Source organism: Candidatus Izemoplasma sp., from assembly GCF_982632705.1.
In genome coordinates, this window is record NZ_CEXEES010000028.1 from 1 (window position 1) to 20,803 (window position 20,803).

Below are 20,803 nucleotides of genomic sequence, written 5' to 3' on the forward strand. Positions count from 1 at the left end.
ATTAATTATTTTAAAAAAAGATTTGATTTTTACTTGACATTAAGTAGAATGTACGATATTATTAGATTGTAATTAAGAAAGTTAAGCAACAAATTAACAAAATTAAGTAAAGGGTGTGATAATCAAATGAATTATCAGAAAACATTATCAAAACTTGAATCACAAGAGATAACACCTGAACTTGCATATAAAGAACTTTATAACAAAAAGGAACCTAAACCTGGTAAACGAGCTACATTCATTAAACTCAGGATTACAATTCCAAATGAAGGTAAAGGATTAAATACGTTTCTTAGAATACTATTTGCCTTACCAATACCACTTATATTTGCAAGATGGGGTCTGAAGGTCGCTGGAAGATTTACAACGTTTGATGAAGAAAACGAAGTAGATTTAAAGCAATTGTTAAATCTTATTAAATATTCAAAAGGTACCAAAATCAAAGTTGAGGCAAAAGATGCTCTCATAGATATAAAAGTAATTTAGGAGGAGACAATATGAATCATGTAATCGGAGAATGTCCAATATGTAAAAGCGATTTAACTGTAACAAAACTAGAGTGTACGGAATGCCACACAGAGCTAAGTGGACAGTTCCAACTATCAAAGTTTAACTACTTATCAAAAGAAGATCTATATTTTATAGAAGTATTTATAAAAAATAGAGGAAACATTAAACAGGTTGAAAAAGAATTAGGTATTTCATATCCAACAGTAAAGAAAACGTTAGACGAAGTAATTGTAAGTCTAGGATATGAATTAAGTGATGAAGAAAAAGTGAAAAAAGACGAAGTATTCCAAAAACTTGAAAAAGGCGAAATAACTGCAAAAGAAGCTGCCAAACTAATCAAATAAAAATAGGAGGTAGATTATATGTTAAGTAACACACAATTAGCACAATTGATTTATAATGATATTGAAAAATCTGTAATATTAGATGAAGTAAAAAAAGGTAGAGACTACCAAAAAAGCATTCAAAATCAAAAAAGATATACAAAATAAAAAAATAGAAATATAACTCGAAAGGATGATACAAATGAGTGACGATAGATTAAGAATTTTAGAAATGATAGCAAGTAAAACAATTACCGCAGCAGAAGGTGCAGAGTTATTAAAAGCCGTAGATCATGCCGATAAGGAATTAAAAATACAACCAAAGAAAAACGCATTCAAAATGTTTAAAGTTAAAGTACTAAGCGCAGAAGGAGATAAAGTTAATGTTCAGATTCCTATTGAATTTGCAAAAGTAGCTTTAAAATCTGGTAAAGGATTCATGAAAATGGACCAAATGGAAAACTTCGAATTAGATATAGATGCTATCTTAGAAATGGTAGATAGTGGAGTATTAGGAAAAATCGTTGATGTAGAATCAGCAAATGGTGATATTGTCGAAATCGTTATTGAATAAGATCTCTTAAGAAAAAGGACGTAAAGTCCTTTTTTAATTGCTGCAAATCAACACAAACCCTTTCATCTATGTTATAATGATATTAGATTTACTCAAGGCAATTTTTATGAGGTGATATTATGCCCGAGAAAAATGAGTTTTATGAAGTAGAGTTTATAGATATGACTCATGATGGGATGGGAGTATGTAGGATAGATGGTTTTCCTGTGTTTGTACCTAAAGCACTTAAAGGGGAAAAAGGAATAATTAAACTGACAAAGGTTAATTCTAACCTTGGTTTTGGTCGATTAATGGAATTACAACATAAATCACCATTCCGTAAAGAACCTATTTGCGACCATTATAGTGAATGTGGTGGATGCAATCTTATGCATATGGACTATTCTATGCAGCTAGATTTCAAAAAATATAGAACTGCAGAAACATTAAGAAAATTAGGGAAAATCAGTACTAAAGTAAATGATGCTGTTGGTATGATAAACCCTTATTATTATCGTAACAAAGCCGTTATACCATTCGGTGAAGAAAATGGTAAAATGATTGCTGGTCTTTATAAATCTAGATCACATGATATAATCGATATGAAAAAATGTTATATAATTCCTAAAATAACAACTGACATTGTTAAATTCTTAAAGAACATATTTATAGAATTAAATATACCTGCATACAATGAAAATATTGGTACGGGTGTAATTAGACATATAGTTGTTAGAAATTCATATAAATTTGATGATATATCAGTTACTATTGTTACATTAACTCCTAAATTACCTAAAAAAGACTTAATTGTTCAAAGGTTAATAGCGAGATATAAAAGAGTAGTTAGTGTAATTCATAATCATAATCCAGAAAACACGAATATTGTATTAGGAAAAAAATCTAAAGTCATATATGGTGAGGATTTCATAAGAGATGAGATCAATGGTGTATTGTTCAAAGTATCTCATAGATCATTCTATCAAGTGAACCCACAACAGACTGAAAGCTTATACAAAAAGGCAATAGAGTATGCTGAGTTAACACCAAACGACATTGTGATTGATGCATATTGTGGAATTGGTACTATAGCCCTTAGTGTAGCGAAAGATTGTAAATCAGTATTGGGTGTTGAGCTAGTCAAACAGGCAATTTCTGATGCCGATGAAAATGCTGCAGCAAACAATATTACCAATGCAAAATTCAAAGTAGGAAAAGCAGAAGAGGTTATAAAAACTTGGAGTAATTATGACATAGATGTTCTATTTGTAGATCCCCCAAGAAAAGGGTGTGAGCCTGCATTCTTAGAAACTATAGCTGAAATGAAAATACCAAGAATTGTATACGTATCTTGTAATGTTGCAACACTTGCTAGAGACCTTAATTACTTACAATCTCAGGGATATGAAGTACAAGAAGCTACTCCGTTTGATATGTTCCCACAAACTTCACATATTGAAGTTGTTACAAAAATTAGATATAAAGGACAAGAATAACTTGTCCTTTTTTGTTATAATAAAATATAGGGTATGTATTGAACACAGAAATTTGTAGAATGAATTATCTTTGATTACAAAAATACCATGTAATTTCACAACATCTATTCCCTATTGAAGAGCATTTGGTATTGCTTTTATGGACTAAACAATGTATAGTATTTAACTGGACTAAGAAAGTTGGTATATAATGGAACCATTATTAAAAAAAGAGCAAAGAGTTTTATTAACAATTAAGAGATTAGGTATTAACGGAGAAGGTATTGGATATTATAAACGCCAAGCCGTTTTTGTTGATGGAGCTATGCCTCCTGAAGAGGTTATCGTTGAGATTACAGAAGTAAAAGATAATTACTCAAAAGGGAAGATAGTAAAATGGAACATTAGAGCCAAGGAGAGAGTAAGACCTTTCTGTAGACATTACGAAGAATGTGGTGGTTGTCAGATCCAACATGTGTCGTATAAAGAACAGTTGAATTTTAAAGAAGAAATGCTTAAGCAAGCGATTGAACGCTATTCAAAGGTAGAACTTGAAACTATTAAATTCAACCCTATTATTAGCATGAATAACCCAAGATACTATAGACATAAATCACAAATGCCAGTTAGGAATACCGATGAGGGAATTACTACTGGATTATATAAGAAAGAATCAAATGAATTAGTAGATATCACTAACTGTCCTGTTCAGAATGAGAAAGTTAACTTTGTGAATGCAGAAGTAGTTAAAATACTAGATAAATATGAGATTAGAGCCTTTGACAGCATAAAAATGCGTGGATTGGTTAGATACGTTGTTACTAGAGTTAGTCATTTAACAGAAGAAGTACAAGTTACTTTGGTAATTACTATATTCAACAAAGCATTACAAAAAGCAGCTAAGGAAATTATTAGAATCCCCGGTGTTGAATCAGTAGGAATCTCAAAAAATAAAGATGTAAGAAATGTAGAAATATTTGGTGATGAAGTTGAAATTCTTGAAGGAAAAGAATATATCTCAGAAGGAATAAATAATATAAAATATGATCTTAAACCAAAAGCGTTTTATCAACTAAATCCTGAACAAGCAATTAAACTTTATAGAGAAGTAAAATCACATTTAGACTTTGAAGTTGATCAAACAATAATCGACATGTATACAGGTTCTGGAGCAATCAGTATTTACTTAGCACCTTACGCAAAAAAAGTTGTTGGAATCGATGTTAACAAGGAATCAATTTATAGTGCAAGACATAACAAGAAAATCAATAAGCTAGATAATGTAGATTTTGAAATTGGTGAAGTAAAAGATGTATTACCAATTGTTTATAGAAAAGGTGTAGAACCTGATGTAATTATTATTGATCCACCAAGAAGTGGTATCGATCAAAAAACTTTGGAACTACTAAATAGAAAAGTTGTTAAGAAAATAATTTACGTTTCATGTAATCCAAGTACTTTGGGAAAAAATTTAGGAACATTGAAATCAAAATATAAAATTGAATCAATCACTCCATTAGATATGTTCCCACATACATCACAAATAGAAAGTATAACAGTATTGAAGAAGAGATAACTCTCTTCTTTTTATTTGCAAAAATACGATTTATTTAAAATAAGGCCAATAATTGCACTATATTTAAATCATTTCAAAAAGTGCCATTATTGAGTTTACTTACTATACAAGAGGTTAGAAGAGTTTTCCACATAGTTTTTCCACACTGTTATTTAAATCGACTGTTTTCAAGTTCGATGACTAACTTAGTCAACCGTGTTGATTTTGATTTTTAGTTTGACAGGGGTAAAAAAGTGTTTTATAATGAGTATGGGTTCAGTGAGTAGGTGGTCATATGGGTATACGAGAAGATAACAAGAAATTGACAAAAGAAAGAATACTAAAAAGCACAAAGTGGTTGTTACTTAATAACGGCTTTGTTAAAGTCTCAACAAAAGATATTGCTAGAGTTTCTGATGTAGCTCAAGGTAGTATATTTTTGCATTTTGGTACTAAAGACAATTTATTACATCATATTATTTCCTCTGACCTTACTTTATTGCAAACCGAGATTGAGGATAGAGTAGACTCTAAAAAGTCTCGTGAATCGTTTTTAGGTGACTTTCTTGATATATTAGGATTACATGAAAACATCCTTTCTAGAATATACAAGGATATATCTTACCTAAGTGATAATATAAGGAAAACTGTAGAACAGATAGAAGTAACACTAAAGAATAGATTATTTGACAATATTAGAAATCATCCTACAAAATCATTAAGTATTGTAGATTCATTTATTAATATAGATGCTTTTATAGCACAAGTTAAAATTAATCTGATAGAAAAAGAAGTTTTTACCGACTACAACAGCGTACTTAAGCAAAGAAGAGGTAAGTTAGTTAAACTGTATAGAACACTATTTGAGTAATGTTTGCTTTTTTTGTTTTTGTTTGATACTATGCTATAATAAATAAGGTTTGAAAAAAGGTGTGAAATTATGAAGAAATTTAAGAAGATCTTTTTTGGGACTTACATTAGAGGGTTTGTATTTAGCTATTTTATATTTTTAATGGCTGGAGCTACTTTACTTAAGTTACCAATGTCTATCCAAGATGGACAAACACTAAAATGGATTGATGCTATATTTGTTAGTGTTAGTGGAATGAGTACAACAGGACTTAGTACAATTGTTGTAATGGAGACCCTAACACCATTCGGACAGACCATATTAGCCTTTATACTACAATTTGGTGGTATTGGATTAATTATGTTTGTTGCTATTTTCTGGTTATTATCTAGAAAAAGAATTAGTTTTAGAGAACGTACAATGATTATGACAGATCAAAACCAAATTGGTAGAGCTGGAATTGTAGGTTTTATTAGAAATGTATTAATTATGATTTTAACGATAGAATTGATTGGTTTTACGATAATGACAGGGTATCTGCATTTCTTTACAGATTACTTTGAAACGTTTGGTGAAGCGGCATTTCAATCATTCTTCCTAACAATATCAATGTTTACTAACGCTGGATTTGATATATCACCAGGAGCTGATAGTCTGATGATGTATGGTGTAAATAACCCTTTAGGGCAAGATTACTTCATGCAATCTCTGGCAATGATCCTAATGATATTAGGTGCAATTGGATTTTGGCCACTTGCAGAGGTTAAACAATACTTTGGTGCCAAAAGAAGAAAAGAAAAATACGAGTTTAGTTTATTTACAAAGATTATTGTAAGTATGCACCTAGGTCTATGGATTGTTAGTGCAATATTTACATATGTAGTAGAAGTAAACGGTGCATTTGCAGGTATGGGATTCATGGACGGAGCATTTTATAGTTTATTCATGTCTCTAACAACAAGGAATGCTGGGTTTGCAACTATGGAAATGTCTAGTTTTGGCCCAACAATAAGAGCCTTTTACGGAATATTAATGTTTATAGGATCATCGCCTAATAGTGCCGGTGGTGGGATTAGAACAACTACATTCTTATTAACATTCTTATACATCTATTCATTTAGTAGAGGTAAAGAACAAGTAGTTATAAAAAAACGTAGTATTAAAGTAGAAGCTTTACAGAAATCTCTGATGGTTGTTATTGGTGCAGCTAGTTTAATTCTAGTAGCATTACTCATCATGACATATACAGAATCATTTTCAACAGAGAAGATATTCTTTGAAATAGCAAGTGCCTTTGGTACAACAGGATTAAGTCTTGGTATTACATCTGGATTAACAACGATAGGTAAGTTAACTATAATCGTTGTAATGTTCTGTGGACGTGTCGGAATTCTAGCATTACTATTAATGTTTAGAGGAGACAAACGAAGAGGTAATAATATCAAATATCCTGAGATGGATATAATAGTAGGATAAATAAAAACGGCTAATTTTAGCCGTTTTTTTTATTGTTTCTTAGTTGAGTCTCTATCTATCAATGTAACAGGTAATGTTTGATGTAATTCCTCTAATTCTTTTTTCCCTATTAATGTAAGTAAGTTTTCTACTGTCTGCATACCCATTTCTAAAATTGGTTGTGCGATAGTTGTAAGTCTTGGAATAAGAACTTCACTTAATTGAATATTATCATATCCTATTACTTGTACATCTGTAGGAATTTTATATCCAAGTCTCTGTAAGACACTTATTACATACATTGCGATAATATCACTACTACAGAATATACCATCTACATCCGGATGCTTTTTAATGAACATTTCAATATCTTTTAAATCTGGGACTCTAAAGTCTAAATCAAAGCTATTAACTTCAATATTGTGTTCATCCATTACTTGGTAGAACCCTCTAGCTCTATCAATTACTGTGATTAGTACACTAGGACCTCTAAAGTGAATAATTTTTTTTGCGTTTCCAGCAATTAATTTACGAGCAGCGATTTCTCCACCTTGTACGTTATCACTAGTTACAGAAGCAATTGATTTATCAATTATATGATCTATTGTAATAATTGGAATTTTTAGGTTCATATATGCTTTGGTACTTTGTGTGTTTGATACAATGATTAATCCATCTATGTTGTATTGACTAAAAACATTAATATATTTCTTCTCTATTTCGATATCATCTTTGGAATTGAATATCATTAACTTGTATCCTTTTTCCATGATATGATCCTCAATTGATTCAATCAATTCAGCGAAGAAATATGTAGATATATGAGGTACTATTAGTCCGATAATGTTTGAACGTTTACGGAATAACGACCTAGCTAACTCATTTGGGACATATCCTAATTCTTCAATAGCACTTTCAACGATTTTACGAGTTTCATGATTTACATACCCAGTATTGTTAATTACTCTAGATACAGTAGCTACACTAACATTTGATTTTTTTGCAACGTCTTTTATTGTTGGCATATATATCACTCCTATTTATTAACTTTATTATATCAAATTACTTTATTAAATTATACATAAAATGATATAATATCAATGATTGGAGTGAGATAGATGAGTATAGCTACAGAAAAAGATTTACGAAACTTATTTTTTTACCAGATATATGTTCGAAACCATACTGAAGAAGGTACATTTCAAGCATTAATTAAAGACCTGGATCGCATTAAGAATCTAGGTGTGGATTATGTATATTTAATCCCAATACATGAGATTGGTCAAAAACAAAAGAAAGGTGACTTAGGTTGCCCTTATTCAATAAAAGATTATCGTTCAATTAACCATGAATATGGTACTTTGAAAGATTTTGGTGATTTGGTTAAAGCGATTCATGATAAAGGGATGAAACTTATGATTGATGTTGTTTATAATCACACATCTCACGATAGTGTTTTGTTAGAGGAACATCCAGAATACTTCTACAAGAATGATAAAAATGAGTTTGCTAATAGAGTAGGAGATTGGTGGGACATAACTGATCTTGATTACACTAATGATATTGGTCTATGGGAAGAGTTGATTGATACTTTAGTTTACTGGTCTAAACAAGGTGTTGATGGGTTTAGATGGGATGTTACTAGTCTTCTACCATTTGAGTTTCTAGAGGAGGCACATGAAAGGCTTTTAAATGAAAACCCAGACACTTTATTCTTGAGTGAAAGTGTTCATGGTGGATTTGTTTCATATCTCCGTAACCAAGGATATGCATGTCTTAGTGAAAGCCAGATATATCAAGTGTTCGATATAGCGTACGATTATGATGTTCATCCATTCTTTGAAGGATATTTAAAAGGTGAAGTATCATTTAAAAGATATTCTGAAGAAGTAAAAAGACAAGAACAGGTTTATCCTGATAATTACGTAAAATTACGCAACTTAGAGAACCATGATTACGGTAGATTCGCACCAATGGTCAATAATGATATCAATAAGATAAATAATTGGACCGCCCTTACTTTCTTTCAAAAGGGAAGTACAATGATTTACGCAGGACAAGAGAGATTAGACAATAACAGACCATCACTATTTGATAAGGACTTGGTAAACTGGGATGGAGAAGATATATCTCCGTTAATTACAGTATTATCAAGTATTGTAAAAGATAAAACATTTAGTTATGGTTTCCACGATATTAGAATAACGGATAAAGACTTATTTATTGGTGAGTATAAATACCTAGATAAAACAGTAGTAGGAATCTTCAATGTCGGATTAGAAAAAGGAAGTTTTGATATCTCATTACCTGATGGAACATACTTAAATGTTATTACCAATAAGGAATTTCAAGTTAAAGACGGTATGATGGATCTTATAGAAGAACCAATCATTACGTGGGTTAAGTAGCGTGAAGCACTTCATAACCACTGTTTTAACGATATTATTTGCTTTTACTTTATCAGGGTGTAATAGTGATTTGGATTATAAAGATTTTAAAGATAACCAGTTAGACACTTTTGAGGATTTAGATAATATTACCGATGATTATCATTTTGTATATATTTATGATGGAGATTGTGATGATTGTGATCTTTTAAAATCAAGTGTTCTTGAATTTTTCGAGAATGATGAGAAAATACCATTTTATCTTTTAGATATTGAATCGATAAACGATTTACCCGAAGAAATCACAGATTCAGCACAACCACGTATTTACGTTTACTATCAAGGGGAAAAGATAGAACAATATATCGGAGAAGAGTATATTAATTTCTTTATTGATCGTTATGGTGATGTTGATATGAAGGATTATAAACACTTTATAGGACACATAGCATATTCTTTCCAAATGCTCGAAAGTATGCCAGATAGACGATATATGGCATATTACTACAGTGATGAATGTGGACATTGTCAAGAAGTAAAAAGCGATATAATTGATTTCCTAACGGATTATGATGATATGCCTTTCTATCTTCTAGACGTTGTAGATGCGCCAGATTCTACAGGTGTAGAAGGATTATCTGGAACACCTACGTTACTAATTATTAGTGATGGAATGATCACAGAAGCCTATGTAGGTAAAGAAAGAGTAAGAGAATACATTGCCAAATATGAAGAACTAGATTATGATGATTTTGAAGATCAACATATCTATACATATGAGGATGCTTTAACGATCGAACAAGATGCTTATATTCTTTATTACTACTTAGAGGGATGCCCTCATTGCCAAGCTGCAAAAGAAGATGTTTTAAAATGGGCACTTAAAAGAGGAATAAATGATGTTTACTTCATGAATGGTGCAACCATTGCACAAGCTGATAACATACCTACAGAGCTAATTGTACTTAATTCAGGAACGCCAATTCTAGTTGTAATGACAAATGGGAATTTTGCAGATGAGTACTATTCAGGTACAGAAGATGTATTAAACTATATAGAAGAATTAGGCGATGGAGAAATAACAACAAATAACTATACGCCATAAAACAAGGGGAAACCACATTTGTGGTTTTTCTTATGTTATAATAGGAACAGGTGATAAATATGAAACAAGTAGTAACAGTTATTGGTGCAGGACTAGCTGGAAGTGAAGCAAGTTACCAGCTAGCAAAAAGAGGGTTCCAAGTGAAACTCTATGAAATGAGGCCTACAAAATTAACTCCAGCTCATAAAACTAGCGGATTCGCTGAACTAGTATGTTCAAATAGTTTTAGAGGTGCAAGTTTAGAAAATGCAGTAGGGTTATTAAAAGAAGAAATGAGAATGTTAGATTCTCTTATAATTAGATGTGCAGAGCAAACGCAAGTACCTGCGGGTGGAGCACTTGCAGTAGACAGAGATTTGTTTAGTGAATTAGTAACAAAAGAGATTAAAAGCAATCCGAATATAGAAGTGATAGAAGAAGAAATAACATCAATCCCAGAAGGTCCTGTTATTATAGCTTCTGGGCCTCTAACTAGCGATGCATTAAGTGAAGCAATCAAAGGATTAATCGACGAAGAATATCTTTATTTCTTTGATGCAGCAGCACCAATTGTTGAGTTAGATAGTATCAATATGGATATATGTTATAAGAAGAGTAGATATGATAAAGGAGAAGCTGCATATATAAATTGTCCAATGAATGAAGACCAATTTAATGCATGGTATAACGAAGTTGTTACTGCGGACGCAGTACAAGTAAAAGACTTTGAATTTATTGTATTTGAAGGTTGTATGCCTTTTGAAGAAATCGCAAGAAGAGGAAGACAAACGCTACTGTTTGGTCCAATGAAACCAGTTGGTTTAGAACAACCAAATGGTAAAAGACCATACGCAGTCGTTCAATTACGACAAGATAATAAAGAAGGTACTTTGTTCAACATTGTTGGATTCCAAACACATTTAACATTTGGAGAACAAAAAAGAATTATAAGAATGGTACCTGGATTAGAAAAAGCAAACATCGTACGTTATGGTGTAATGCATAGAAATACATTTATAAACAGCCCTAAATTACTAACAAGAAACTACCAATTACGTTCAAATCCAAACATCCATTTTGCTGGACAAATCACAGGTGTTGAAGGATACGTAGAGAGCGCCGGTAGTGGATTAATATCAAGTATCGCACTTGCTAGAAGACTGCAAGATAAAGAAGAAATAGTATTCCCTCAAACAACAATCATCGGAAGTGAATCACATTATATATCACACGCATCTATGTCTGATTTTCAACCAATGAATGCCAATTATGGAATCCTACAAAAACTTGATTTCAAACACAAGAAAAAAGAACGTAAAATGTTCTATAAAGAACGATCATTAAAACTGATGAAAGACATTGTAGAAAAACTAGAGAATTAAGGTGTAGTTATGGCAAACAGTGAAGTAATCAATCTATTTAAAGAGTACCTACAAAATGAAAAAGGATATAGTGAACACACAGTAACATCTTACAAAGACGACATATTCACCCTTATCCATTTTCTAGACAACGAACAATTCGGAGACATCCTTACCGTTTCTCCACGAATTGCTCGCTTTTACATCGCCACACTTCACGAATCATATTCCCCTTCATCAATAGCCAGAAAAATCTCTTCTCTTAGAAGTTTATTCAACTTCTTAGTCAAGGATGGGTTGATGAGAGAAAATCCATTCAACGACGTAGAATTGCCTAAAAAAGAGAAAAGACTACCTAAGTTCATCTACCCTGAAGAAATAAAACAGATTATTGAATCAATAGACCTAACAAAACCTATTGATAGAAGAAACAAACTTATAATTGAATTGTTATATGGGACAGGTGTACGTGTTAGTGAACTCTGCGCTATAAAACTGAGTGATATTGATTATTCACAATCATTAATATTGATTCATGGAAAAGGATCGAAGGACCGATTTGTACCAATACATGATAACCTTCTAACCGAAATCCAAGAATACGTTATAACTGTTAGACAAGAATTCATAAAAAGAAACAAAACAACACATCCTAAAACGCTATTCCTTAATTTTAAAGGAACAGAATTAGGAGACCGTGGTGTACGCTTAATCATAAACAAAATCATAACCGAATCAGGAGAGTCTTTGAAAATCTCTCCCCACACTCTTAGACATACTTTTGCGACGCATTTGTTGAACAATGGAGCAGACCTAAGGTCTGTCCAAGAATTGCTTGGACATAGCCATTTATCAAGCACACAGATATATACAAATGTAACAAAAGAAAAGCTGAAAGAAGAGTACATGAAAGCACATCCAAGAGCTAGAAAAAAATAGCGGTTATTCGTACAGTTTTACTACATAAAAATAAGATAGAATTTTCTATCTTTTTTTAATGAAAAACTTTTCACTACAAGTAAGCGTTTTTATGTTAAAATAGATTAAGGAGTGATATATAGTGAACATTGAAAAAAGAACTAAAAGAGTAAACGAAGTTAGACAAAGTGGATTCGTACCAGGTATCATTTATGGTAAAGATTTCCCTGCTACTTCCGTGCAAGTTCCAGCGCTAGAATTTACTAGAGCAATTGAACAATTTGGAACAAGCAAGACTTTTTCAATTTTACTTGATGGCAAAAAACACATTGTATACGTTAGGGAGTATCAGAATGTTTATATGGATCACAATTCTTATTCTCATTTTGATTTAGTAAAAGTATCGCAGGACGATACACTACAATCAAACGTATCATTGCATTTCATTGGAAAAGAACAATTCACAAAATCTAGGTATGTATTTACAACTAACTTAGATGAAGTAGAAGTAGAGTATAATGTAGGTAGCGGAATATCATATTTAGAAGTAAATGTTGATGCACTTACAGAAGACACACCAATTTATGTAAAAGACTTAGAAACACCTAAAGGAATCAAAGTATTAAATGATCCTGAACAAATAGTATGTAGTCTGAATCCACCGACAGTTATTAAAGAAGAAGTAGACGAAGATGAACAAGAAGGATACGAACCAGAATTAGTAGAATAAAAGCGCATATTTTATGTGCTTTTTGTTTTATGATATACTTAAACTGAGGTGATAGATTTGAAATATGAAATAATAGAGGAAAAAAAGCGTTTATTTTATGGGGTAACTCATCCTGTTGATATGGAGAAAATCACAGATACTAACTTTGGTGATATATGGGATGAAACAATGAAACTTCCACATCAAGAAAAGTACAATTCATCAAGATCCTCGATAGGACTAGAAGTATACGGCCCAGAATTCATGGCAACAAAGCGGTTCACTTACAGCGCTTTGATACCAATTGATTCTACCGACGGATTAAAACTGAGTATGTTAACAGAACTACCCGAAGGCAAATACATAAGATTTGAAACAACGTTTGAGGAGTTGCCAAAAGGTGCGATAAAAAAAGTATATGATTTTATTGAACAAAATCAGATACCTGTTTTTAAAGGGTTTGACTATGAAGAGTATCCACCTTTGTTCAATCACACTAATCCAAAAAGTACTGTTTACATTGTGTTTAGATATAATGAATTAGAAGAGTAAATCTCTTCTTTTTTATAGGACAAATAGTTCCTATATATATTTTATATGCTGTTGTATAATTAAGTAGGTGATAAATATGAGAAATTTAGACAATGAATTAAAAAAGTTGATTGAGTTTGCAGAAAGCAATGACAATATTCGAGCACTGGTATTACAAGGTAGCTATGTGAATACTAATGCTCCAATAGATGATTTTAGCGATTTGGATCCTTTGTTCTATTGTAATGATGTAACGGAGTTTACTAGTACTAACGAATGGAAATCATATTTTGGAAATGTGATTTCATTCTTCAGTGACGAATGGGGAGAAGAAGACGCAAAAGCCTATACTAGATTAACTATTTATGATGATGGATTCAAAATAGATTTTGGATTCCAAGATGTTTCATTAGCGAAAAACGCGAATGATATGCAGTTATATAAAGTATATCTAGATAAAGACAACATTGTCCCAAAGCCAGAAGTGACAGATGAGCGTAAGTTTTACATAAAAAAACCATTGGAGCAAGAATTTCAAGATATACTACGTGATTTCTTCTTTGATAGTAGTTATGTTGTTAAGACGATTTATAGAGATGAAATTACATTTAATCAATATATGATGTACATCCTTCATAAAAAGATAAATAGTTTACTATCTTGGTACGTTGGTACAAAACATGATTTCAAAGTAAATGTTGGAGTCTACAACAGATATATCAAGCAATACCTAACAAAAGATGAATGGAACATGCTTCAAGAAACGTATTCAAGTGGAGACAAAGAAGAAGTATACAATGCACTTCTATCATCATTTGATTTTGTACGTTACTTAGGACTAAGAATCGCTGAGAAATTAAACTTTGATTACCCAATGAAACATGATCAAGACATGCTTGATTACTGTAAAAAAATAAAACAAGAGTATTTATAGGAGGTTTTTATGGATTACTTCAATACGTATGATGTAAACAAATCAATAGATGAGATGAATGGAAAAATAAAAGAAATGAGAAATACAGGGAATGCTTTAGTGTATAGCATACCTCTATTTCTAATATCTGTAGGTGTATTATTATACTTCTATGTACTTGAGGAACTTTGGTTTTTAAGTATATTTGCTGGAGTCTCATTATTCTTATTCATATTAGGACAACTTATCAAGAACGTTAGTATAAGACACCTAACAATGAACAAACTTCTAAACAGTGAGGCTATAAACCAATACAATAGTGAACATGAAACAAATGTAACGTACACGTACAACCCAAAAAATTCAAAAACATTCAATGAAAACATGGGACTGTTTACTAGATACAGCTCAGCATCCATAAAATATCAAATAAAACTTGATTCAAAAACAAAACTTATCTTTACTACAATTCAAACAAATAGTGGTAATTCAAATCAAATACACTTTTCAGGAATCTATTTAATTTTTGATGAAGAAGGGTATACAAACTTCCAAGTAAGAACAAACGGAAAACCTCATCAAAAAGGAAAAAAATTCATAAAAGAAGAACGAGAAGACATCAAATTATTTAAACTTGAAAATGAAGATAGAATCAGATTTAACTACAATGCAGTTTTAAGTAAATTAGAGGAGTACAAGAAAAAGTATATCGCTTCAAATGGCGCAGAAGTCCACATCGCATTTAGCAAGTTCAAAACAACGTATAAACATAAAAATGTGGATTACGAGAACTTTAGAGAATACTATCATCAGATAGAAAGCTTACTAAACCTAGTCTTTCAAATAAAAGATGTTGTGAATCAATAAAAAAGGATGCATTTTTTGCATCTTTTTTAGTATAATTGAAACAGGTGATTATATGTTGAACTGGACCAAAAAACAAGCTAGAGAATTCTTAGTAAATTATCAAATGATAAACACGAAGAATTCAATTAAAGGAATCGAGGGAATCTCGGTTATTTTTGATCGATTACAATCTATTCAAAAGGATCCACTTGATGTTGTTGGACGAAACGCAGATCTTGTACTGCAGGCTAGATTAGATAACTACAAAAAATATGAGATAAATGACTATCTATACAAAGACAGAATTCTGTTTGATGGTTGGGATAAAATGATGGCCATTTATAAAACAGAGGACTATCCTTTATTTGCACATATCAGGGAAGCAAGATCCTTATCAGAAATAAACACATTACAACATCGTCTTCAGATACATGCTTTAGATTATATAGATGAAATTCTCGAACTTATAACAGAAGGTCCAAAATACTCAAAAGATATTTCACTTGGTGGTAGTAAGAAACACCACTGGGGGCAAATGAAAGTAAGTAGTGCTGCGCTTGATTACTTGTTCTTCAGAGGTGATGTTTCAGTTAGAGACAGAAAAAACCAACAGAAACAATATGATTTAACAGTAAATCTAATAGGTAGTTTATCAAGTGAACAAACACCATTTAAGACAGATAAAGAGTTTGCCTTATATTACTTATTAAGAAGAATCAAAGCTCTCGGATTGGCTTCAAATAAATCAGGTGTTCATATGAGTGGAGCATTTATAAGAAAGAAAACAGAACGAGAGAGCTTGCTTAAAGACCTTTTATCAAACTCATTGATTGAAGAAGTCCAAATAGAAGGGTTAAATGAAATATACTATATACCCAAAGATGCTGACAAAATAGATGTTGAAATACAAGACAAAGTAACTTTCATCGCACCACTAGACAACTTAATCTGGGATAGAAACCTTATACATGATGTATTCGATTTCTACTATAGATGGGAAGTGTACACCCCTTTAAAGAAAAGAGTATATGGGTATTATGTATTACCTATACTTTATAAATCAGATATAGTTGGACGAATAGAGTTTGATAAACATAGAGGGAAAGAACCACTAACAATTAAAAACATTTGGTTAGAAGAACATATCAAAAAAACAAAGAAGCTTGATCAAAAAATACAACAAGCTATAAACCGATTTACCAAATACGTAAAAGCAAATCGAAAAGAGATTTAACCCTCTTTTTGATTTTTTTATTTTTTATATTGTTTGTAGATGAAATCAAGATTTGTTTTTGGTATAATGTATTGAAAATACAAGGAGTGAGACCATGAGATTAACTAAGAAAGTATTTTACGATTTAGGAATATATATGATTGGATTTGGAATCATTGTAGGTATGATTTTTCCAGTGTTCACTAGAATAATTGGTATACCATCAAAGTATGTTGATATTATGTTTATTGTTGCGACTTTGTTCGCTGGAATAATCGTTGGTGTTGTTAACATCCTACTTGCTAAATTTGTTGTTGGAAGAAGATTGAAAATCTTATCAGCAAGAATGAAATATGTTAATAAGAATTTAGAGAACGTAAATGATATGAATGCTGAAGAATGTTTAGATAAATGTATGATTCCAGTGGATAGTACAGATGAAATTGGAGAATCAAGTGAATCTTTCAACAACTTGGTAAAAGCATTTTTAAGTACACTAAATAGTGAATCAAGTATTCGCAATTTCACAGAAATATTTACAAACGAATTAGACCTAGGAAAATTGAGTGAAAAAGCACTAACTCACTTAATAGGATACACCGGTGCAACAGCTGGTGTTGTTCTTATAGATAAGGGTGGAGAGATTGAAGTATCATATTCTCACCTTATTAAAGATCCTGACAAATTAACAACACAAGAAATAGTTCATAAATGCTTTACAAACAAAAAGAGAGTATATTTTGAATTAACGGGGAATGTTGTAATTGAAGCAGGCCTTGTTGATTTTCAACCCAATGCAATATTGTTAGAACCGATTGTCTACAAAGGTGAAGTTCTTGGCGCAATATTATTAGCGTCTGTCAAACATTTTGAAGAACACATATTAAATGAGTTGAATGTATATACACACGGATTATCACTGGGTATGCACAATGCCATTATTCATGATAAATTAGAACAGTTAGCCATTTTAGACCCATTAACTAAGATATATAATAGAAGGTTCGGTATGGAGCGTTTAAAAGAAGAATATGGACGTTGCTTAAGAACCAATGATCCTCTTGGAGTTTTAATGCTTGATATTGATTACTTTAAAAAAGTGAATGATACATACGGTCATATAATTGGTGATCAAGTATTAATCGCAATCGCAAACATCATTAAATCTAATATTAGAAAAGGTGATATTTTAGTAAGATATGGTGGAGAAGAATTTCTTGCATTATTGCCCGGAGCTTCAAGAGCTGGCTTAGTACATCTTGCTGAGAAGATAAGAAGATATGTAGAAGAACACTCAATCAAACATAATGATCAAGATATTAAAGTTACAATCTCTATAGGAGGAACTAGCTTCCCTGAATACAGTCCAGAAGAACTAGAGGGATTGATTCAAAAAGCAGATGAATCTCTATATGTTTCAAAAGATACAGGTAGAAACAAAAGCACAATAGTTTAAAGGAAGTCGCAAGACTTCTTTTTGTTTACCTATGTTCTATGGTAGAATTATATAAACAAGTTTTTTCTAAAGGGGGCATACAATGGATACTATTATGAATTTTCTTCTTCAAAAGTATGAAAGAGTAAACAAGCAGGATAAAAAGAAAGCTAGACTTTATTTCTATCTGATAGGTATACTGTTCATCCATTCAACTTTAGTTCTTATACTTGCACTGTTTATACCCCATGATTCAGTAGAACTATTGTACACATTTTTATCAATTGCTGTATACGCATTATTAGGTGGGTTATTATTCAATAACAAGCTAAATACAACTTTATATCTGTTTTCAGTATTTGCGATTGCTAGAAGTGTTTATTTGATATCGATGAGTGAGTATCTTATCTTTTTTACTTTCTTAACAGTGGTAATATTATTTGTTGGATTATTTCAACTATCTAAAAAGCATTATTATAGTATCTTATCAATACCTGTTCTTCTTTTATTTGGAGGAACATATTACTCTGTAGTTACGTATACACTGACAGATACGGAATTGTTTATGCTTATTGAATCAGGATTATATCTGTTAGTAACAATTACCTTTATGTATTTGTTTTCTATTCTTCTTAACTCTGAGATTACTAAATCAAAGAAACTTCACGAGAAATCTACCGTGGGGTTGCTAATGAAAGCACACCAAAGAAGAACACAAGATAAAATAAATACAAAAAAAGCAGTAGATAGTAGAACAACTCTTCTAATAGTTGGTATAGATCAATATCACGAAATAAATGATGAATATGGCGTTGATAATGGAGACAACTTATTAAAAGAAGTAATTAATATTATTAGAAATAAAATAAGAATTGATGATTACATCATAAGATGGAATCATGAAGACTTTTTAGTAGTGTTGAATTTTACTCCAATTTCAAATGCCAGTATTGTAGCTGAAAAGATAAGAAAAGTTATTTCTACAAGCGAGTTCGATTTCCTTAAGAAGAAAGTCACTGTAAGTATTGCCTGTGTTGCAAATAGAAACACAATGCAAGAAACAATAGAAAAAGCAGAAAAATTATTACAGAAAAATAAAACGTTTAAAAAGGATCATGTGGAATTAGATTTTAACTAGAGGTGAATTATGAACATAACAATTATTTCAGTCGGAAAAATCAAAGAAAAATACCTTGTTGAAGGTATCAATGAATATTCAAAAAGATTATCTAAATACTGTAATCTTAGTTTTATAGAAATACCAGATGAAAAAGCACCAGAGAAACTGAGTATCAAAGATATTGAGTTAATCAAAATCAAAGAAGGTAGCAAAATATTATTAAAACTACCAAAAGACTCTTATATTGTTCCACTATGTATAGAAGGGAAACAAGTCTCATCAACAGAACTTGCAAGTAAGGTAGAAGATATCAAAACGTATCATAGTTCACATATCACTTTCGTGATTGGTGGCTCTAATGGTTTATCAAGGGAAGTAATAAACAAAGCTAGTTTTAAACTATCGTTTAGTAAAATGACTTTTCCACACCAATTAATGAAAATGATCCTTTTAGAACAAGTATATCGTTCGTTTAGAATAAACAACAACGAGCCGTATCACAAGTAATTGCAACTAATGATATGCACTACATAACAAAGCCCTTTTGGGCTTTTTGTTTACAAAAAAAGCAAGCATATTTATGCCTGCTATAATAGAAATCCAATTACTAAAAGTATTGATAGGATAAAGATTCTAACAAATGGTAAATGAAATGCTAACTTTGTAGGGAATACGTCGGTTTTTTTAAGCGCAGCCCATTTATATTTATCAAGCTCAGGATCAGAAAAGTTTATAATCATTTTAAGCATATCTCTCCTGCTTCGATATCTAATGATACCTACATCATCCCATTCTGAATCACTCTCTTGAATAAATGATCCAGTAATTTTTGTCATCATAACTGGATGACCAGCTCTTTTAAATAATTCTTTAACGATACCCTTTGAGTATATTTTATGAGCTTCCATTGGAGTCATTTGAAGTTCTTCATTATACTCAGTATTATACTTCATTAAGTTAACCATATAGAATGATCTACCATCATCGCTTTTGCATAGTGTTCTTAGTTGATTAATAATAGTAGACTCTTCATCTGCGTTATGCTGTTCTTTTATTTTTTCAATTAGTTCATCAATTTCCTTCTCTGATAAAGGTTTTGATTTCCCCCCATACCATAATAAGAAAATTAGAGATGTTACTGCAAAGAATACGATTCCATAAATACTCATTTTATGCCTCCTTTAAAGTTGGTTTGCTTGATTTGTACTTTTTAACAAATGGTATTATCATTACAACTGCAAGAATGAATGTTAAAACATCAGCTATTGGCTGTGCTAGAAGTACACCATCTATACCAATTATACCAGGTAATATGAGAATTATTGGTATAAAGAAAATTCCTTGTCTTGTAACACTTAGAATTAATGACTCTTTTCCTTTCCCAATGGTTGCATAAAACATGGTGATTGTATTTGTGATACCTAGAGACAATATACCTATAGAATAATATCGTAGTCCTTTAGTGCCTAATTCTGTAATATAAACTCCTTGTTTAAATATACCGAATATTGATTCTCCAAAGAAGAAAAACAAAATAAACGTGATAATACCAACTATATTGCATA

23 protein-coding genes are annotated in these 20,803 nt (G+C 31.3%); 20 read left to right on the top strand and 3 right to left on the bottom strand.

Annotation, left to right across the window (positions count from 1 at the left end; translation table 11 throughout):
* The first annotated feature begins 126 nt into the window (after nt 1–126).
* From AC2LE6_RS05175 to AC2LE6_RS05210, 8 genes are all read left to right on the top strand, one after another.
* On the top strand, nt 127–486 hold the full coding sequence (locus AC2LE6_RS05175; RefSeq protein WP_484478195.1) for a hypothetical protein: 360 nt from the start codon (nt 127–129) through the stop codon (nt 484–486).
* A gap of 11 nt (nt 487–497) precedes the next feature.
* Nucleotides 498–854 (top strand): DUF2089 family protein, encoded by a 357-nt coding sequence (locus AC2LE6_RS05180; RefSeq protein ID WP_484478196.1) that lies wholly within the window; start codon nt 498–500, stop codon nt 852–854.
* Nucleotides 855–872: 18 nt separating this feature from the next.
* Complete coding sequence (locus AC2LE6_RS05185) at nt 873–1,001, top strand: hypothetical protein (RefSeq protein ID WP_484478197.1); 129 nt, start codon at nt 873–875, stop codon at nt 999–1,001.
* Between the two features lie 34 nt (nt 1,002–1,035).
* Nucleotides 1,036–1,407 carry an SHOCT-like domain-containing protein gene (locus AC2LE6_RS05190; protein ID WP_484478198.1) on the top strand — a complete coding sequence of 124 codons (372 nt, stop codon included), beginning with the start codon at nt 1,036–1,038 and terminating at the stop codon, nt 1,405–1,407.
* Nucleotides 1,408–1,526: 119 nt separating this feature from the next.
* Entirely contained in the window at nt 1,527–2,882 is a 1,356-nt protein-coding gene (gene rlmD / locus AC2LE6_RS05195) for a 23S rRNA (uracil(1939)-C(5))-methyltransferase RlmD (protein WP_484478199.1), read from the top strand.
* A 190-nt stretch (nt 2,883–3,072) separates the two neighbouring features.
* Entirely contained in the window at nt 3,073–4,437 is a 1,365-nt protein-coding gene (gene rlmD / locus AC2LE6_RS05200) for a 23S rRNA (uracil(1939)-C(5))-methyltransferase RlmD (protein ID WP_484478200.1), read from the top strand.
* Nucleotides 4,438–4,711: 274 nt separating this feature from the next.
* Nucleotides 4,712–5,287 carry a TetR/AcrR family transcriptional regulator gene (locus AC2LE6_RS05205; RefSeq protein WP_484478201.1) on the top strand — a complete coding sequence of 192 codons (576 nt, stop codon included), beginning with the start codon at nt 4,712–4,714 and terminating at the stop codon, nt 5,285–5,287.
* 69 nt (nt 5,288–5,356) lie between these two features.
* Nucleotides 5,357–6,742: a TrkH family potassium uptake protein gene (locus AC2LE6_RS05210; RefSeq protein WP_484478202.1), complete on the top strand. Its 1,386-nt coding sequence runs from the start codon at nt 5,357–5,359 to the stop codon at nt 6,740–6,742.
* A gap of 29 nt (nt 6,743–6,771) precedes the next feature.
* Here AC2LE6_RS05210 and AC2LE6_RS05215 read toward each other — a convergent pair whose 3' ends face one another.
* The gene (locus AC2LE6_RS05215) at nt 6,772–7,746 is read right to left on the bottom strand and encodes a LacI family DNA-binding transcriptional regulator (RefSeq protein ID WP_484478203.1); all 975 of its coding nucleotides are present in this window, start codon (nt 7,744–7,746) and stop codon (nt 6,772–6,774) included.
* 93 nt (nt 7,747–7,839) lie between these two features.
* Here AC2LE6_RS05215 and AC2LE6_RS05220 point away from each other — a divergent pair, with 93 nt between their 5' ends.
* From AC2LE6_RS05220 to rlmH, 12 genes are all read left to right on the top strand, one after another.
* Nucleotides 7,840–9,129, top strand: a complete 1,290-nt coding sequence (locus AC2LE6_RS05220) for an alpha-amylase family glycosyl hydrolase (protein WP_484478204.1) — start codon at nt 7,840–7,842, stop codon at nt 9,127–9,129.
* 70 nt (nt 9,130–9,199) lie between these two features.
* The gene (locus AC2LE6_RS05225) at nt 9,200–10,213 is read left to right on the top strand and encodes a thioredoxin family protein (RefSeq protein ID WP_484478205.1); all 1,014 of its coding nucleotides are present in this window, start codon (nt 9,200–9,202) and stop codon (nt 10,211–10,213) included.
* A 59-nt stretch (nt 10,214–10,272) separates the two neighbouring features.
* Complete coding sequence (trmFO, locus tag AC2LE6_RS05230; protein WP_484478206.1) at nt 10,273–11,574, top strand: methylenetetrahydrofolate--tRNA-(uracil(54)-C(5))-methyltransferase (FADH(2)-oxidizing) TrmFO; 1,302 nt, start codon at nt 10,273–10,275, stop codon at nt 11,572–11,574.
* Nucleotides 11,575–11,583: 9 nt separating this feature from the next.
* Entirely contained in the window at nt 11,584–12,492 is a 909-nt protein-coding gene (gene xerA, locus AC2LE6_RS05235; RefSeq protein ID WP_484478207.1) for a site-specific tyrosine recombinase/integron integrase, read from the top strand.
* Between the two features lie 121 nt (nt 12,493–12,613).
* Complete coding sequence (locus tag AC2LE6_RS05240) at nt 12,614–13,201, top strand: 50S ribosomal protein L25 (RefSeq protein WP_484478208.1); 588 nt, start codon at nt 12,614–12,616, stop codon at nt 13,199–13,201.
* A 57-nt stretch (nt 13,202–13,258) separates the two neighbouring features.
* Nucleotides 13,259–13,732, top strand: a complete 474-nt coding sequence (locus AC2LE6_RS05245; protein WP_484478209.1) for a GyrI-like domain-containing protein — start codon at nt 13,259–13,261, stop codon at nt 13,730–13,732.
* A 76-nt stretch (nt 13,733–13,808) separates the two neighbouring features.
* Nucleotides 13,809–14,645 (top strand): aminoglycoside 6-adenylyltransferase, encoded by an 837-nt coding sequence (locus tag AC2LE6_RS05250; protein ID WP_484478210.1) that lies wholly within the window; start codon nt 13,809–13,811, stop codon nt 14,643–14,645.
* A gap of 9 nt (nt 14,646–14,654) precedes the next feature.
* On the top strand, nt 14,655–15,491 hold the full coding sequence (locus tag AC2LE6_RS05255; RefSeq protein WP_484478211.1) for a hypothetical protein: 837 nt from the start codon (nt 14,655–14,657) through the stop codon (nt 15,489–15,491).
* Between the two features lie 52 nt (nt 15,492–15,543).
* Nucleotides 15,544–16,704 carry a DNA glycosylase AlkZ-like family protein gene (locus AC2LE6_RS05260; protein WP_484478212.1) on the top strand — a complete coding sequence of 387 codons (1,161 nt, stop codon included), beginning with the start codon at nt 15,544–15,546 and terminating at the stop codon, nt 16,702–16,704.
* A 94-nt stretch (nt 16,705–16,798) separates the two neighbouring features.
* Complete coding sequence (locus AC2LE6_RS05265; protein WP_484478213.1) at nt 16,799–18,139, top strand: sensor domain-containing diguanylate cyclase; 1,341 nt, start codon at nt 16,799–16,801, stop codon at nt 18,137–18,139.
* Nucleotides 18,140–18,221: 82 nt separating this feature from the next.
* A complete protein-coding gene (locus tag AC2LE6_RS05270) occupies nt 18,222–19,256 on the top strand; it encodes a GGDEF domain-containing protein (protein WP_484478214.1) in 1,035 nt (344 codons plus the stop codon).
* Nucleotides 19,257–19,265: 9 nt separating this feature from the next.
* Nucleotides 19,266–19,745 carry a 23S rRNA (pseudouridine(1915)-N(3))-methyltransferase RlmH gene (rlmH, locus tag AC2LE6_RS05275; RefSeq protein ID WP_484478215.1) on the top strand — a complete coding sequence of 160 codons (480 nt, stop codon included), beginning with the start codon at nt 19,266–19,268 and terminating at the stop codon, nt 19,743–19,745.
* An 80-nt stretch (nt 19,746–19,825) separates the two neighbouring features.
* Here the strand turns inward: rlmH and AC2LE6_RS05280 are convergent, their stop codons facing one another.
* The gene (locus tag AC2LE6_RS05280; protein WP_484478216.1) at nt 19,826–20,407 is read right to left on the bottom strand and encodes a hypothetical protein; all 582 of its coding nucleotides are present in this window, start codon (nt 20,405–20,407) and stop codon (nt 19,826–19,828) included.
* Between the two features lies 1 nt (nt 20,408).
* A partial coding sequence (locus tag AC2LE6_RS05285) for an MATE family efflux transporter (protein WP_484478217.1) occupies nt 20,409–20,803 on the bottom strand: 395 nt, incomplete at its 5' end.

What these genes read in the sequence shown, in the direction of transcription:
- xerA (WP_484478207.1), top strand. Translation starts at nt 11,584, where the DNA reads ATGGCAAACAGTGAAGTAATCAATCTATTTAAAGAGTACCTACAAAAT.
- rlmH (WP_484478215.1), top strand. Translation starts at nt 19,266, where the DNA reads ATGAACATAACAATTATTTCAGTCGGAAAAATCAAAGAAAAATACCTT.
- AC2LE6_RS05180 (WP_484478196.1), top strand. Translation starts at nt 498, where the DNA reads ATGAATCATGTAATCGGAGAATGTCCAATATGTAAAAGCGATTTAACT.
- AC2LE6_RS05205 (WP_484478201.1), top strand. Translation starts at nt 4,712, where the DNA reads ATGGGTATACGAGAAGATAACAAGAAATTGACAAAAGAAAGAATACTA.
- AC2LE6_RS05175 (WP_484478195.1), top strand. Translation starts at nt 127, where the DNA reads ATGAATTATCAGAAAACATTATCAAAACTTGAATCACAAGAGATAACA.
- AC2LE6_RS05280 (WP_484478216.1), bottom strand. Translation starts at nt 20,407, where the DNA reads ATGAGTATTTATGGAATCGTATTCTTTGCAGTAACATCTCTAATTTTC.
- rlmD (WP_484478200.1), top strand. Translation starts at nt 3,073, where the DNA reads ATGGAACCATTATTAAAAAAAGAGCAAAGAGTTTTATTAACAATTAAG.
- AC2LE6_RS05190 (WP_484478198.1), top strand. Translation starts at nt 1,036, where the DNA reads ATGAGTGACGATAGATTAAGAATTTTAGAAATGATAGCAAGTAAAACA.
- AC2LE6_RS05185 (WP_484478197.1), top strand. Translation starts at nt 873, where the DNA reads ATGTTAAGTAACACACAATTAGCACAATTGATTTATAATGATATTGAA.
- AC2LE6_RS05265 (WP_484478213.1), top strand. Translation starts at nt 16,799, where the DNA reads ATGAGATTAACTAAGAAAGTATTTTACGATTTAGGAATATATATGATT.
- AC2LE6_RS05250 (WP_484478210.1), top strand. Translation starts at nt 13,809, where the DNA reads ATGAGAAATTTAGACAATGAATTAAAAAAGTTGATTGAGTTTGCAGAA.
- rlmD (WP_484478199.1), top strand. Translation starts at nt 1,527, where the DNA reads ATGCCCGAGAAAAATGAGTTTTATGAAGTAGAGTTTATAGATATGACT.
- AC2LE6_RS05260 (WP_484478212.1), top strand. Translation starts at nt 15,544, where the DNA reads ATGTTGAACTGGACCAAAAAACAAGCTAGAGAATTCTTAGTAAATTAT.
- AC2LE6_RS05215 (WP_484478203.1), bottom strand. Translation starts at nt 7,746, where the DNA reads ATGCCAACAATAAAAGACGTTGCAAAAAAATCAAATGTTAGTGTAGCT.
- trmFO (WP_484478206.1), top strand. Translation starts at nt 10,273, where the DNA reads ATGAAACAAGTAGTAACAGTTATTGGTGCAGGACTAGCTGGAAGTGAA.
- AC2LE6_RS05220 (WP_484478204.1), top strand. Translation starts at nt 7,840, where the DNA reads ATGAGTATAGCTACAGAAAAAGATTTACGAAACTTATTTTTTTACCAG.
- AC2LE6_RS05210 (WP_484478202.1), top strand. Translation starts at nt 5,357, where the DNA reads ATGAAGAAATTTAAGAAGATCTTTTTTGGGACTTACATTAGAGGGTTT.
- AC2LE6_RS05270 (WP_484478214.1), top strand. Translation starts at nt 18,222, where the DNA reads ATGGATACTATTATGAATTTTCTTCTTCAAAAGTATGAAAGAGTAAAC.
- AC2LE6_RS05255 (WP_484478211.1), top strand. Translation starts at nt 14,655, where the DNA reads ATGGATTACTTCAATACGTATGATGTAAACAAATCAATAGATGAGATG.